We start from the raw sequence: 15,856 nt of genomic DNA, 5'->3' as shown, positions 1-15,856 counted from the left end.
AATCTCCCACGGTCTGTACTGCGTCAACAGTCAGAATCGAGCCTTGTCCCTCCTCCTCCCTTCAAGTCCTACCATACAAGCGAGCCTGCTCGCGAAAGCGGTGTATCAGCCAAGGTTGATATCGACTGACACTCCGCATTCGCGAGCAGGCTCGCTCCCACAGGGGGTTGTGCTTGGCGATTACAGCGCGTCGCGGGACGGCTGCCCGTCCACCAACCGCTGAATACGCAGCGGATTGCCATTCTTCAAGGCCTCCGGCAGCAAGCTGTTGGGGTAGTTCTGGAAGCACACCGGACGCAGGAAACGGTCGATGGCCAAGGTGCCCACCGAGGTGCCGCGCGCATCGGAAGTGGCCGGATACGGACCGCCGTGGACCATTGAATCGCAGACTTCCACGCCAGTCGGATAGCCGTTGAGCAGGATCCGTCCGACCTTCTGTTCCAGCAACGGCGTCAGCTCAGCGAACTGCTCGAAGTCCGCCGGCTCGCCAATGATCGTCGCCGTCAGCTGGCCGTGCAGGCCGTTCAACGCGGCGCTGAGTTGCGCCTGATCGGCGACCTCGACGACCACCGTGGTCGGGCCGAACACTTCTTCCTGCAGCACTTCGTCGCCCTTGATCAACAGGCTGACATCGGCCTTGAACAGCTGCGGTTGCGCCTGATTGCCCTGTTGTGGACTGCCGGCCAGATGCTCGATGCCGGGGTGAGCGAGGAGTTTTTGCAGGCCTTTGCCATAGCTGCTCAGGGTCCCGGCATTGAGCATGGTTTGCGCCGGTTGATCGCCGATCAGCCCCGCCACCTGTTGCACGAATGTGGTGAATTGCGGCGAACGAATACCAATCACCAAGCCGGGATTGGTGCAGAACTGACCGCAACCCTGGACCACCGAAGCAGTCAGGTCACGAGCGACCGTTTCGGCGCGAACGTGCAGCGCCTGCGGCAACACGATTACCGGGTTGATGCTCGACATCTCGGCGAACACCGGAATAGGCTGCGCACGTGCTGCGGCCATGTCACACAACGCACGGCCGCCCTTGAGCGAACCGGTAAAGCCAACCGCCTGAATCGCCGGATGCTTGACCAGCGCTTCGCCAACCCCACCGCCGTAGATCATGTTGAACACGCCGGCCGGCATCCCGGTTTTCTCAGCGGCGCGGATGATAGCGTCGGCCACGAACTCGGCTGTGGCCATGTGACCGCTGTGGGCCTTGAACACCACCGGGCAACCGGCGGCCAACGCCGACGCGGTGTCGCCACCGGCCGTAGAGAACGCCAACGGAAAGTTACTGGCACCAAACACGGCGACCGGCCCAAGGCCGATGCGGTACTGACGCAAGTCCGGGCGCGGCAACGGTTTGCGCTCAGGCAACGCCAGATCGATCCGCGCACCGTAGAAATCACCGCGACGCAGCACCTTGGCGAACAGGCGCATCTGGCCGCTGGTGCGACCGCGCTCGCCTTGAATCCGAGCGGCGGGCAGCGCGGTTTCGCGGCAGACCAGCGCCACAAAGTCATCGCCCAGCGCGTCCAGTTCATCGGCAATCGCGTCGAGAAATTGTGCCCGACGTTCGGCGCTAAGGCTGCGATAGGCCGGGTAAGCCGCGGCGGCAGCCTTGGCGGCGGCGTCGACTTCTTCCGGCGTCGCCTGGGAGAAATCGAACGGCAACGCTTCGCCCGTGCTGGCGTCGATGCTCTGTAGATTGAGTTGACCGGCCGCACTGCGCTGACCGCCGATGTAGTTGTGGCCAAGAATTCGGGTCATGCCTATCTCCTTAAAGGGTACCAACGGTGCCGGGCTTGAACGCTGCTTCAACCGGTGCAATCCCGTTGATCAACGGTGCACCGAATTCGGCCTGGCTGATCTCGAACACGTCACCCGGCTGGGTGCGTATGCCGTCGGCAAAGGACAGGGTCGCAGTGCCGAAGAAGTGAATGTGCACATCGCCCGGGCGCAGGAACTGGCTGTACTTGAAATGGTGGTACTCGAGGTTTTCCAGGCTGTGGCACATGTTGGCCTCGCCACTGAGAAACTCGTTCTGCCACAGCACTTCGCCGTCGCGCAGGATGCGGCTGGTGCCCGCCAGATGCTTCGGCAGTTCACCGACCCGAAGTTCCGGGCCATAACTGCAACTGCGCAATTTGGAGTGGGCCAGATACAGGTAATTCTTGCGTTCCATCACGTGATCGGAGAACTCGTTGCCCACGGCAAAACCGAGTCGATACGGTTTGCCGTCGTGACCGATGACGTAGAGCCCGCTGAGCTCTGGCTCCTCCCCCGCGTCTTCGGCGAACGGTGGCAGCGGGAACGGTTGACCCGGACGCACGACGATGCTGCCGTCGCCCTTGTAGAACCATTCTGGTTGTACACCGGCCTGCCCCGCCATCGGTTTGCCGCCCTCCACGCCCCATTTGAAGATGCGCATGGTGTCGGTCATCGCGGCGTCGTCGCCGACTTGCTGATGCATCTTGTCCCGGGCCGACGCACTGCCCAAATGGGTCAGGCCTGTGCCGCTGACCAGCATGTGCGCCGGGTCCGGGTGATCCAGCGGTGGCAGGATGCGCAACTTGGCCAGCAGTTCGGCATAGTCATGGCTGATGCTCAGGCCCAGGGTTTTCACCTGCTGCTCAAGATTGACGCCGGCCTCGATCGCGGCCAATGCCAGATCGCGAACGGTGCGCGCGTCCTGCACTTCGCGCACCAGACCGTCCTCGACCACACCCACCCGGCGCTCGCCGTTACTCAATTCGAACTGAACTAAACGCATGAATCTTCTCCTGTGAACAATCTTGAAGTTGGCATCGCACCCTGTGGTAGCGGGCTTGCTCGCGAAGAGGCCGTCACATCCGACATCACCGGCGACTGACACTCCGCCTTCGCGAGCAAGCCCGCTCCCACAGTTGATAGGTGTGAATCCTTAGGTACGGGTAGCACCCCGGGCGCTGGCAGCGAACTGATCGGCCGGCAATACGTGCTTGCGTTCCAGCAGGCGATAGACCACACCGGTCAACACCAGCCCGAACACCATCACACCCGAAAGGAAATACAGACCCGAAGCCAGATTGCCGGTGTATTCCTTGAGCGCGCCGATCACGAACGGACCGATGTAGCCACCCAGGTTGCCCACCGAATTGATCAAAGCGATTCCGGCCGCGGCACTGGCGCCGGCAAAGAAGCGGCCCGGCAACGTCCAGAACACTGCGGTGCAGGAAAACAGCGCGAAGGCCACCAGGCACAGCGCTGCTAGTTGCAGCACCGGTACGGTCAGCCAGGCGCTGAGGAACAGGCCGATGGCGCCCAACACGTAAAGCACCGCCAAGTGACCGTAGCGATCATTCAAGCGGTCGGAACTGCGCGGAATAATCAGCAACCCAATGATCCCGAAGATGTACGGCACCGACGACACGAAACCGGTCACCAGATCCGTGCCACCGAACTGCTTGATCAGGGTCGGCAGCCACAAGCCCAGGCCGTAGATGCTCAGGGTCACCGGCAGATAGAACAGCGCCAGCAGCAACACGCGTTTGTCCTTGAGGGCGTGCAACGGATTGCCGTGGCGGGTCTGGCCGTATTCCTCGAGATCCTTTTTCAGTTCGCCGGTCAGCCAGTCCTTTTCGGCTTGGTCCATCCACTTCACCTGTTTCGGACCGTCCGGCAGCCAACGCAGCACCGGCCAGGTCAACAGGATCGCCGGGGTGCCGATGACCATGAACAGCCACTGCCAGCCATGCAGGCCAAGTACGCCGTCCATGCCGAGCAGACCACCGGACACCGGGCCGGTGATCAACATGGCGATGGGTTGGGAAAGGATGAACAACCCGAGGATCTTGCCGCGATGGCGCACCGGAAACCATTGGGTGATGTAGTACAGAACGCCCGGGAAGAACCCGGCTTCCGCCGCGCCGAGCAGAAAGCGCATCACATAGAAACTGTGTGGCCCCTGGACGAAGGCCATACCGATGGTGATGGCGCCCCAGGTGACCATGATCCGCGCGAACCAACGCCGCGCGCCAAAGCGTTCGAGCATCAGGTTGCTGGGGATTTCCAGCAGGAAATAACCAATGAAAAACAGCCCGGCACCCAGCCCGTAAGCGGCGTCACCGATGCCAAGGTCGGCGCCCATATGCAATTTGGCGAAGCCTACGGCAGAGCGATCCACATAGGCGATCAGGTACAGCAGGATCAGGAAGGGGATCAGTTTTAGCGTGATGCGACGAATAAGCCGCAGTTCCTGGCTCATGAGATCGGTCTCCGATTGTTGTTGTTATAGAACCTCGGGGGACGCCTCTCGTGGAAAACCGCCAGGGCAATCCCTCCGTTGAAATTGACTATATAGTAATACTATTTACGTAACAACACTTCCAAATAGCCGAATTTGCGCTTATGTTACGCCTCAGCTCGAACAATATAGTCATACAATAAGAGAACCGATCATGTCTGATAAGAAACCCACCCTGCGCTCCGCCCAATGGTTTGGCACCGCCGACAAGAACGGCTTCATGTACCGCAGCTGGATGAAGAATCAGGGCATCGCCGACCACCAGTTCCACGGCAAGCCGATCATCGGCATCTGCAACACCTGGTCGGAACTGACCCCGTGCAACGCGCATTTCCGCCAGATTGCGGAGCACGTCAAACGCGGGGTGATCGAGGCTGGGGGCTTTCCCGTGGAATTCCCGGTGTTCTCCAACGGCGAGTCGAACCTGCGTCCGACCGCCATGCTCACCCGCAACCTGGCGAGCATGGACGTCGAAGAAGCGATTCGCGGCAACCCGATTGACGGTGTTGTGCTGTTGACCGGCTGCGACAAAACCACCCCGGCGTTGTTGATGGGCGCGGCCAGTTGTGACGTACCGGCGATCGTCGTCACCGGTGGACCGATGCTCAACGGTAAACACAAGGGCCAGGACATCGGCTCGGGCACCGTGGTCTGGCAGCTCAGCGAACAAGTGAAGGCCGGCACCATCACCATTGACGATTTCCTTGCGGCCGAAGGTGGCATGTCCCGCTCGGCCGGTACGTGCAACACCATGGGCACCGCGTCAACCATGGCCTGCATGGCCGAAGCACTGGGCACTTCCCTGCCCCACAACGCGGCGATTCCAGCGGTCGATGCGCGTCGTTATGTGCTGGCGCACATGTCTGGTATGCGCGCGGTGGAGATGGTTCGCGAAGACTTGAAGCTGTCGAAAATCCTCACCAAAGAAGCCTTCGAAAACGCCATTCGCGTGAACGCTGCCATCGGTGGTTCGACCAACGCCGTGATCCATTTGAAAGCCATTGCCGGGCGCATCGGCGTCGAGCTGGATCTGGATGACTGGACCCGCATCGGTCGCGGCATGCCGACCATCGTCGACTTGCAACCGTCCGGGCGTTTCCTGATGGAAGAGTTCTACTACGCCGGTGGCCTGCCAGCGGTACTGCGTCGTCTGGGTGAAGCCAACCTGATTCCAAATCCGAATGCTTTGACCGTCAATGGCAAGACCCTCGGTGAGAACACCAAGGACGCGCCGATCTATGGTCAGGACGAAGTGATCCGCACCCTCGACAACCCGATCCGTGCCGACGGTGGCATCTGTGTATTGCGCGGCAACCTCGCACCACTGGGCGCGGTGCTCAAGCCTTCAGCCGCCAGTGCCGAACTGATGCAACATCGCGGGCGGGCGGTGGTGTTCGAAAACTTCGACATGTACAAGGCGCGGATCAACGATCCGGAGCTGGAGGTGGATGCCAACTCGATTCTGGTGATGAAGAACTGCGGTCCGAAGGGTTATCCGGGCATGGCCGAAGTCGGCAACATGGGCCTGCCAGCCAAGTTGCTGGCCCAGGGTGTGACAGACATGGTGCGCATTTCCGATGCGCGCATGAGCGGCACGGCGTACGGCACTGTTGTTCTGCACGTAGCCCCGGAAGCGGCCGCTGGCGGACCTTTGGCGACGGTGAAAGAAGGTGACTGGATCGAACTCGATTGCGCCAACGGTCGTCTGCACCTGGACATTTCAGACGCCGAACTGGCGGCGCGCATGGCCGATCTGCAACCGCCGCAACAATTGATCGTGGGCGGTTATCGTCAGCTGTACATCGATCATGTCCTGCAGGCGGATCAGGGTTGCGATTTCGACTTCCTCGTCGGCTGCCGTGGCTCTGAAGTCCCGCGCCACTCCCACTAAACCCACAACTCCCCTGTGGGAGCGGGCTTGCTCGCGAAGGCGGTAGCTTATGCAACAACAATGTCGCATGTGATGACCTCTTCGCGAGCAAGCCCGCTCCCACATTTTGATCTTCATCTGATTCAGGACTGTGCTTGCTCTGGCGACCGTCCTCGCCGCGCCTGTTATCATGCGCGGCACCCCACCCCACAGGATCGCGCCGTTCCCCATGGATTACCGCAAACCTTCCGACCGCAAAAGCATGCACTCGCGCATCGTCCAGGAACTGGGCATGCAGATCGTTTCCGGACGTTTCAAGCCGTGTGACAAACTGCCCGCCGAAGCCTTGTTATGCGAAGAGTACGCGGTCAGTCGGCCAGTCCTGCGCGAAGCCACCCGGGTTTTGGTCGCCAAGGGTCTGGTGTATTCCCGTCCGCGAGTGGGCACGGTGGTCAAGCAGCGCAAGGAATGGCACATGCTCGATCCGGATGTGCTGCACTGGCTGATGCAAAGCAGCCCGCAAAATGAATTCTTCGATTTGCTGACCAGCGTGCGCAGCATCATCGAACCCGCCGCGGCCGCCCTCGCCGCGCAGTTCGCCACGGACGCGGACATCGCCTCCATCGGTGAAGCCTACCAACGCATGGAAGCGGCGCCGACGCCGGAAGCGCTGCTGCAACCGGACCTGGATTTCCATAGCCGGATTGCCGATGCGACCCATAACGACTTGCTGGCCAACCTGTGCAACATGCTATCGGTGGCGATTGCCGAAGCCTTGAAGCATTCCAACCAGCGACCGAATCTGCATGAACTGGCGTTGCCCCGGCACAAGGCGATTCTGACGGCGATCGAGAACCGGGATGCGCTGGGTGCGCGGCATGCGACGTTGGTGCAGCTGGATGATGCCCGTAGTGCGTTGAATGCGGTGCTGGGCGCTGATCCCGAGTAATCAGCAGTCAGGGGCACTACCCTGTTCAACCAATGAGGGTGCGGTATCCGGTTACCGCACCCGGCAATCGCCTGTTCCGTAGGCTCATGATTCCAATCATGCAAAGGATTGCATCATGCCTACAGCTCTATCGCCGGACACCACGGCGTATACCGACGTCACAGCCCGCGCGGTCAGTGCACAGTTCGGCACTCGTCCGACATTACGCTCGGTAACCGCCCACCTGCTCCAGAGCAGCCTGCTGGAAAAATATCCGTCCCTGGATTTCGATCCCGAGCGCACTCGTCTCGCACAGCCGTTCCCCGGGGGCGGCTGGACGCTCACCCTGTTGCTCGACGTGGCGCTCAACTACCTGGCGAGCGGCACTGCACCGCGGCTGGACGAACAGTACGGTCGCCAGTGTTTTCTAACCAACAAAGCGCCCGTGCGCCTGTCGGTCGATAGCACCCGCCGTCGCGAACCTGATATGCAAATTATCGCGGGCATCATGGCTGAATTGACCGCCACTGTTCATATCGGCTTCCAGGAAGACCTCAGTGCCTATTGGAACGCAGCGACCGACAATAGCGTCAGTCGCTGGCAATGGATTGCTGATTTGCTGGCCGGCGTGCTGAAAACCTCCTCTGTTCGCCACTCGTCAACCAACAGCCTGCAAGCCGACCTCCTCACCGAGCTCTGCAACAACCCCGATAAACAGCAGCGCCTTGAGGCTCCCGGGTCCAAAGGCAGGATCCACGCCTGCTTCATCGAAACCACGTTGAGCAAGGATCAGCTGTCGGTCAGCCTGCAAAGTCCTGACATTTTGCTGATCTGCGGTGAAACCCGTCTGCTGTGCAGCGTGTCCGGTGGCATCGAATCATTTCCGTCCCTTGAGGCGTTCGGGCGGGCCTGGTGCACACGGTTTGAACCGGGCCTGATGGCCGATGCCATTGCCTGGAAACGTTACGAACCTGACGGCAACCTTTTCGACACCCAGGCAGCCCTGCTGCTGAACCAACAGCTCGATGACCTGGCCGCGCTGACGCTGCCGGCACGCACTAGCCTGGACGACCTGGAAAAACGCTACGAGGCCATCACCGATCCGGCCACGCGATTCATTGGCGCCCAGGCGAGCATTGGAACAGACCTCACTCACCTTCCCCTGATACAGAAAACGATTCCCCAGTGGTTGCAAAAGGCCGAAGCTACCGACCGCATGGCCTATCGCAAACAGGTGCTGGCCCTCGCAAGCCTCAAGCAACAGGCGGCAGGCCGCTCGTTTCAGACGGGTATCGACGACCTTCATACCTTCGCCAAAAAAGCCCTGCGTCAACAGATGAGCGAAGATCGACCCACCGCCCCCAACTATGACGCCGATCAGCTGGAGCTCACCTTCCATGTACCCGTCGGCGACTTGGGCAGCGGTTATATTCACCGGACCAAAATGTCGTTGACCCAACTGGCAATCAATAACCTGGCCAGTAGACCCAATGGCCGAATAACCATCCGTCACACCGCAGGCCTGGTGATCCAAGACTGGGTCACAGAGGCTTATCTGTTGGATCTGGTCAGCCGGGTGAATGTTGGCAAACAGTACCCTGAGTTAATTCAGGCCCAATTGCTTGACGACACCCCGCAAGCGCGGGAACGCCAGCGACTGTTCGGCCTGGAGCTTGCCGTTCACTTGCCGATGTTGGCCCTGGAACAGGCGATCAAGGCTGAACAAGGCTTCACTCGTCAGGGCTATCGCTACGTCGAAGCATTGATGCACGGCACCACGGCTGAGCGATTCGTGGACGAGCAGGAAATTGTCCTGCGCCCCCTGGCTTTCCAAAGAAAGCCACAGGCCGAATGCGACGTGGTCAGCAACATGTTCATCATCGAGCCCCGTGATCTGCACGCCGATGGTCCGCACATCCTCTACCGGCCGCTGTATGTTCCCGCGCTCCAGCAATTCCCGACCCGCCAAGCCCTGTGGCGCGCCATTGCGCAACCGGGTCAATTGCAGAGCAGCGTACTGACGTGGCTGACGGACCGTGCACGACCTGTCTACGACAACAACGGATTCAACGAACCACACATTATTCACCTCCACATTGGCGATGATTTCGTACCACTTCAAAAGCCGAAACCGGCGATTCTGGCAGGCAACGAAGCCGCCGCCGACTGGATCGCGGCGCTGGAACACGGTCGGTTGCTAATGCAATTGTTCGATAGTAATGCCCGTGCATTGGTCGAACTGGCTGACCGGCAATCGGTGTCCAATGCCGAGAGCCGCTGGGCGATCATCCTCGAAGGTGGCTGGCTGCTGTTCAACAACCTGCTTTTACCCCTCGCGCGCGGCCCCGCCATGCTGGTGGGCTGGATGCTGCAAATTACCCATAGCCTGATCCAGGACCTGCCAGCGCTGGACAGCGATGACGCCATGTCGCGGGAGCAAGCCTGGGTCGATGTGTTGCTTAACATTGGGCTGTTACTGCTGCATGCGCCACTTCGCGAAGCCACCCCCAACGCACTCCCCCCCAACGCTGCCCCAGAGTTTGCGCAGGTGTTGGCCCCATTGCGTCAGCCCACCGCGCACCCCTTCGATACAACCAGGGCTGAAATCACCGAGGCTTCGCCGGGATTACCCTCCGAGCCACCGGGCAGTGGCAACACCCTGCTGGACTTCAACCTGTCTACCGCTCGCGATTCAGCCTCGGCCCGATTGTTCGAAAAACTCAAGGCCGTGCGGGTTCCGTGGCCGGCTAAGCTGCCAGACCCGATTGCCTCCGGCCCATTCAAAGGGCTGTACCGAATCAACGACAAATGGCACGCCACCGTCGCAGCCCTGTTTTTTCGCGTGAGCATCGTACCGGGATTTGGCGAGGTCTATCTGGTACACCCTGAACATCCTGATCATCCCGGTTTCAAACTGAAGTCCGATGGCCAAGGCAGATGGACCCTGGACCAAGGGCTGAAACTGCTCGGCGGTGGCCGCAAAAAAAGAATTGATGCGTTGCGCGAGCAACAACAACAGCGAATCGGGGAGCTGGAGCAGCAGTTTCAGGACTTTCTCGATCAGCAGGATCGCACGGTAAGACGCGTCGACATTGCCGACAACCTGGCACAGTTGAAACTCAAGAGCCCTTCCAGCACTGAGCAAGAGCGCTCCACTTTCCGCCAGCGGTACGTCCAGGAGCTGGACATCCAGACTCAAAGCTACGTAACGCTAATCGCCGGCATCAAGGAAAAAAGCGCCTTGACGGGCCTACCTGTCGACGAAAAAATGCGCAGCGTATTGCTGGGCAACATCATCAAAAATGAACGTAAACGGATTGTCATGGCTGACCATGATCGTGAAGCCGCCAACGCGAACTCCTCTGAGTTCAGCACCGCGGGGCGACTTTATGAGGCGCTGATTACCGGGGACGAAGGACTCTGGGATCGCTACCTCGACTTTGTACGCACAACCAGCGAAATCAATGAAGTCATGATCAAGTCCTATGAAGAAGTGGACAAGCGGCTGCAAGAACTTGAACAGATCCCCCAGCTGGGTGCGCAAGCGCTGGAAGAGTTGAACAAGGGTCGACCGGAAAACGAGCTGACAGCCCTAAGGGTCAAGATTTTTCAACTGATTACCCTGCGAATCCTCAGCGTCCAGACACTCCTGAGCGACACCACCACCGCCCTGGAAGCAGCCATCGACCCCTTGGTGATGCTGTCCCGGTCCCATGCGGAATTACAGTCTGCCCATGTTTATGAATCCTCGGACCGCATCGCTGTGCTCGACAACCTGGTCGACCGCTACAACAAGGCGCAGGACGCCCTGGGGAGTATCGAAATCTTCAGCGCCGATGAGTTACATATGCCGGCATTCAACCGCTTGCGCGAGATCATCGAGCAATTGCGCGTCGATGCCGAGCAGCGCCTGGCCGATGAACTTCAAAGGTCGTCACCCGCACAGGCGCAATCATCCACGCAAGAAGCGGGTACTTCGAAAGGAACAGCCGGTGGCAGGAAGCCTTCCACGGCCAGCCGGAAAAAGGTGATCAAAACGTCCAAAGGTATGTTGATTGGCGACGTTCGCCCGAACACCGACAATCAGGGCGGCGAAATCGTTGACATAAAAGGGCCTATGGAAGACAGCCCCTTGACGTCTTTCCGTGAAGACTCGCCCGATGTCTGGGTCGAAATGGTTGCAGCCAAAACACCGGAACCCAAAGCCACCTCCCGCCCCTACCCGCAACTCAAGGGCGACGCCCGCAAAGCGTTGGCGAAAGTCGATGAGCAGGTCAGGAAGATCGAGGGCTACGCACAACGTGCAAGCTCACCCAAGGAAATCGAAGAGCAGTTGCAACGTGAAGCGCAAAAGCTCATGCATTTCGCCGACAAGCTGGAAAACCATGAGCACGCCCCGTCAACCGGCGAAAAAGACGCCACACTTCTCACCGAACTGCGGGACAAGGCCCGGGTTCTGGAGAACAAGGCGACGGAACTGCGCACCCGCATGACGTTGTACCAGGCTCCCACCAGCGAGGGATTGGAATACCTGCAACATCACAACCAACTTTACGCGCGAATCATTGGCGCACGGGTTCAGCTGAAAACCGGGCGCAAGGATTTCGTGCAGGAGTACGTCTTGCTCAACCGTGAAAACCAACCCTGGTGGTATGGTCATTTTCACTACGCAAAGGCCAACGATGCCAAGGCGAACTACACCCAGGCACACTTGAAAACCAGGGAGCAACGCTACGAAACCTATGAATCGGCCTTGGCGAAGGCCAAGGACCCGAAACAAAAGATCGAAATACATCATGGATTCATCACTAAATCCTTGGCCGAGCAAAGTTTTCTACCCTTGGAACCACGCTGATCCGCGTTTGGCACCCATAAAAAAGCCGCAACCCTGAGGTTGCGGCTTTTCTATTACAGCCTGGAATCAGTGAGCGAACAGCGAGTTGCCCTTCTGTCCCGCCAGTTTCTCCGGTTTGATCAGGAACCGTGCCAGCGCTGGCAGCAGCCACAGTGCGCCGAACATGTTCCAGAGCAGCATGAAGGTCAGCATCAGGCCCATGTCGGCCTGGAACTTGATGGCCGAGAAGATCCAGGTGCACACGCCGATCGCCAGGCACAGACCGGTGAACAGCACGGCTTTACCGGTGGACTTCAGTGTCTGGTAGTACGCCTCTTGCAACGGCAGACCGGCACGGAGGAAGCTTTCCAGGCGGCTGTAGATGTAGATTCCGTAGTCCACGCCAATCCCCACCCCGAGCGCCACGACAGGCAAGGTCGCGACTTTTACGCCGATGCCCATGAAGGCCATGAGGGCGTTGCCGAGTACCGAGGTCAGGACCAGCGGCAGCACGATACACAACGTCGCCGCCCATGAACGGAAGGTGATCATGCACATGGTCGCCACGCAGATGTACACCAGGATCAGGATGGTCAGCTCGGATTCCTTGATCACCTCGTTGGTGGCCGCTTCGATCCCGGCGTTACCGGCGGCGAGGATGAATTCCAGGCCTTCCTTGTTGTTCTCCTTGGCAAAGTCCTGCACTGCATGCACGGCGCGATCCAGTGTGGCGGCCTTGTGATCGTTGAGGAACACCAGCACCGGCGCCAGGGAGCAACTGTTGTTGTACAGACCATCAGCCCGAGCGATCGAGTTGTTCAGCACGTCCGGGTTACGCGACAAGGTTTCCCATTTCAGGTTGCCTTCATTCATGCCCTTGATCATCTGCTTGGACACGGTCACCAGCGAGATCGCCGACTGCACGCCCTCGGTGTTCTGCATCTTCCACATCAGCTCGTCGATCGGCGCCATGGCTTCATAGCGCGAGCAGCCTTCAGACTTGGTCTTGACCATCACCACCAACACGTCAGAACTGGTGGAGTAATTGCTGATGATGAAGTTGTTGTCCTTGTTGTAGCGTGAGTCCGGACGCAGTTCCGGAGCGCCCTGATCCAGGTCACCGATTTTCAGGTTCTGGCTGTACCAGAGGCCGCCGCTGAAGGCCAACAAGGCCAGGACAACTGACACCGGCGCCACTTTCGGGCTGGCAAAATTCGACAGCAGACGCCAGAACGGGTGTTCGCGGTGCGCGTCTTTCTTGCTGCGTTCGACCGCGCGTTTGCTGATGCCAACGTAGGAAATCGCCACCGGCAGCAGGATCAGGTTGGTGAACACGATGACCGCCACGCCGATAGACGCGCCGATGGCCAGTTCACGAATCACGCCGATGTCGATGATCAGCAGCGTGATGAAACCCACCGCATCCGCGAGGATCGCGATCATCCCCGGCAGGAACAGCTGACGGAACGTGCGCCGCGCCGCAGTCAAGGCGTTGTCTGCCTCGCTGGACTGCAAGGCAATACCGTTGATCTTCTGCACACCATGGGAAATACCAATGGCGAAGATCAGGAACGGCACCAGCATCGAGTAGGGATCGAGCCCGAAACCAAAGAAGTGCATCAAACCGAGCTGCCAGACCACCGCCACCAGCGTGGTGCTCAACACCGCCACGGTGCTGCGCATGCAGTTGGTGAACCAGTAGAGCAGGATCAACGTGATGATGAAGGCGATGCCGAAGAACATCACCACCATGACCAACCCATCGATCAGGTCGCCGACTTTCTTGGCGAAACCGACGATGTGGATCTTCACGTTAGGGTTCTGGGCTTCGAACTTGTTGCGGATCTTGTCTTCGAGTTCGTGGGAGAACTTGCGATAGTCCAGCGCCAGCAACTTGCCTTGGTCCTGCGGGTCCGGGTAGGACTCCAGCAGCGGGATATCGACAATGCTCGACTTGAAGTCGTTGGCTACCAGACGCCCGACCTGACCGGACTTGAGGACGTTATTGCGCAACAGGTCGAGGCTTTGCTGGGAGCCGTTGTAGCTCTGCGGAATCACTTCACCACCGGCGAAGCCCTCCTCTGTCACTTCGGTCCAGCGTACGCTCGGGCTCCACAGCGACTTGAGACCGGAACGGTCCACACCGGAAATGTAGAACACTTCATCATTGATCTGACGCAGGGTCTCCATGTACTCCTTGGAGAAGATGTCGCCATCAGTGGCTTCCACCGAGATGCGCACCGTGTTGCCCAGGTTCGCCAGATCGTTGCGATGCTCCATCATCTTTTGAATGAACGGATGCTCGAGCGGGATCATTTTTTCGAAACTGGTGGACGGCCGGATCAGCGTCGCTTGCCAGAACAGGAAGATACTGACCAGCAGGCAGATGACGATCACTGCCGGGCGGTTGTTGAAAATCAGGCGTTCGAGAAACGTCGCCTTGTCATGATGATGAGTGCTCAAGGATGTCATAGACCCGCCTTCTTATTATTTGCCCGGCTCATTTGGACGACCCATTTTTTCCGTTCTCTGCGCCGGTTGGCGAGGTGACGCGAACGCCACCCTGGCCTGCCAGAATCAGATTGCCGTTGCCCGCTGCGGTGACTGCCGAAACGGAAATGCGATCCGGACGGTTGAACACGCTGAAGGTTTCGCCGTTGTCGTTGCTGCGGATCACCGAGCCACCGTTGCCGACGATCACGATGGAACCGTCGTCGAGCAGCGTCGCGCCGGACAGACCGAATTCCAGCGCACCGCGAGCGGCCTTGAGCTCAATCGGCTCCCAGGTCGTACCGAAATCGGTGGAGCGAAACAGATTGCCCCGCAGCCCGTAGGCCAGCAGCGTATTGGCTTGAGCGGTGCCGATCACGCCAAACAGTGAGCCCTCATAGGGACCTTCAAGCTTCTCCCAGGTCTGGCCCCAGTCGGCGGAGCGGAACATGCTGCCCTGCTCGCCGACGATGAACAGCCCGGAATCCTTAACCGCGGCGATGGCGTTGAGGTGGTACTGGTCTTCGTTGTCCAGACGATCGCTGACATCTTCCCAGTTCTTGCCGCCGTCGGTGGTGGCCAGCAACGCGCCGTAAGCGCCTACGGCAAAGCCGCTGTTGACGTCCTGGAACCAGACGTCGAGCAGCGGCGATTCGCGTTTCAGATCTTCGAATTGCTTGGTCCAGGTGACGCCGCCATCCTCGCTCGCGAGGATCTGCGCATCATGGCCGACAGCCCAACCGTGTTTGTCGTCGACGAAATACACCGAGGTCAGCAGCTGCCGCGTCGGCACCTTGGCTTGGGTCCAGGTCGTGCCCTGGTCGTCTGAATATAAAATGTGCCCGCGATCACCGACCGCCACCAGACGCTTGCCGGCGTGGACGACGTCGAGCATCAGGCTCTTGCTCGCTTTGGCGGATTCAACGGAATAAACAATGTCGGATGCTGGCGCAGCAGCGGCCAGCACAGGTGCCGACAGCACGGCACAGCCCAACAGCGAGAGCGCTGTAGCCAGCAACGCGAATTTGCGTAATGCCGGCGGGCGGCAGATACCCACACCCATGACAGGCTCACTCATAGACCTTCCCCCATTATTATTGTTAGGTCGTTCAACCTTTCTGGGCGCCATAAGGGATGCTCTTTGGGATTGCCTTTTCTGGAGCATAGTCCTGAAATACGCAATCTAGAGCCCCTTCGGAAGCTGGCTTATCCTATCGGGGTTTTGAAAGGTCTGACAATCGACGCCACGTTATGTTTTGTTAACCCGGGGGATATGGGTGGGTGCTGAATGATTCGGTATCAGATGGGGTGATTGGGTTTTGGGTTTGGGGTACATATCCGTTGCTGCGGTAACGGCTGATTACGGTTTCGCTTTTACAGCCAGCCCTTTCAAGGTCTTCGTTTAAACTCTCCCAAAATTCCAGTCAGGGTGACGAAAACGATGTGGGCAGAAGTTCT

The 15,856-nt window shown here is 59.2% G+C and carries 8 protein-coding genes; 3 read left to right on the top strand and 5 right to left on the bottom strand.

The window, feature by feature from the left end:
* Positions 1-180 precede the first annotated feature (180 nt).
* The 3 genes from DFS28_RS30285 to DFS28_RS30270 form a co-directional block, all read right to left on the bottom strand.
* A complete protein-coding gene (locus tag DFS28_RS30285) occupies positions 181-1,761 on the bottom strand; it encodes an aldehyde dehydrogenase (NADP(+)) (protein ID WP_111452705.1) in 1,581 nt (526 codons plus the stop codon).
* A 10-nt stretch (positions 1,762-1,771) separates the two neighbouring features.
* Entirely contained in the window at positions 1,772-2,764 is a 993-nt protein-coding gene (araD1, locus tag DFS28_RS30280) for an AraD1 family protein (RefSeq protein ID WP_111452704.1), read from the bottom strand.
* Between the two features lie 150 nt (positions 2,765-2,914).
* Positions 2,915-4,237 carry an MFS transporter gene (locus DFS28_RS30270; RefSeq protein ID WP_111452703.1) on the bottom strand — a complete coding sequence of 441 codons (1,323 nt, stop codon included), beginning with the start codon at positions 4,235-4,237 and terminating at the stop codon, positions 2,915-2,917.
* 193 nt (positions 4,238-4,430) lie between these two features.
* On the opposite strand from DFS28_RS30270, the gene DFS28_RS30265 reads away from it, so the two are divergent.
* From DFS28_RS30265 to DFS28_RS30255, 3 genes are all read left to right on the top strand, one after another.
* The gene (locus tag DFS28_RS30265) at positions 4,431-6,167 is read left to right on the top strand and encodes an IlvD/Edd family dehydratase (protein ID WP_111452702.1); all 1,737 of its coding nucleotides are present in this window, start codon (positions 4,431-4,433) and stop codon (positions 6,165-6,167) included.
* 208 nt (positions 6,168-6,375) lie between these two features.
* The gene (locus DFS28_RS30260) at positions 6,376-7,095 is read left to right on the top strand and encodes a FadR/GntR family transcriptional regulator (RefSeq protein ID WP_156886757.1); all 720 of its coding nucleotides are present in this window, start codon (positions 6,376-6,378) and stop codon (positions 7,093-7,095) included.
* 115 nt (positions 7,096-7,210) lie between these two features.
* Positions 7,211-11,929 (top strand): hypothetical protein, encoded by a 4,719-nt coding sequence (locus DFS28_RS30255; protein ID WP_111452700.1) that lies wholly within the window; start codon positions 7,211-7,213, stop codon positions 11,927-11,929.
* A 66-nt stretch (positions 11,930-11,995) separates the two neighbouring features.
* On the opposite strand, the gene DFS28_RS30250 is transcribed toward DFS28_RS30255, so the two are convergent.
* Together DFS28_RS30250 and DFS28_RS30245 are read right to left on the bottom strand one after the other, a co-directional pair.
* Positions 11,996-14,380: an RND family transporter gene (locus tag DFS28_RS30250; RefSeq protein WP_111452699.1), complete on the bottom strand. Its 2,385-nt coding sequence runs from the start codon at positions 14,378-14,380 to the stop codon at positions 11,996-11,998.
* Positions 14,381-14,408: 28 nt separating this feature from the next.
* Positions 14,409-15,476 (bottom strand): YCF48-related protein, encoded by a 1,068-nt coding sequence (locus tag DFS28_RS30245; RefSeq protein WP_111452698.1) that lies wholly within the window; start codon positions 15,474-15,476, stop codon positions 14,409-14,411.
* Positions 15,477-15,856 lie beyond the last annotated feature (380 nt).

This window comes from Pseudomonas sp. 478, from assembly GCF_003254125.1.
Classification (GTDB): Bacteria; Pseudomonadota; Gammaproteobacteria; order Pseudomonadales; family Pseudomonadaceae; genus Aquipseudomonas.
Note: the sequence above shows the minus strand (reverse complement) of the source record. Positions and strands in the feature narration are given on the sequence as shown.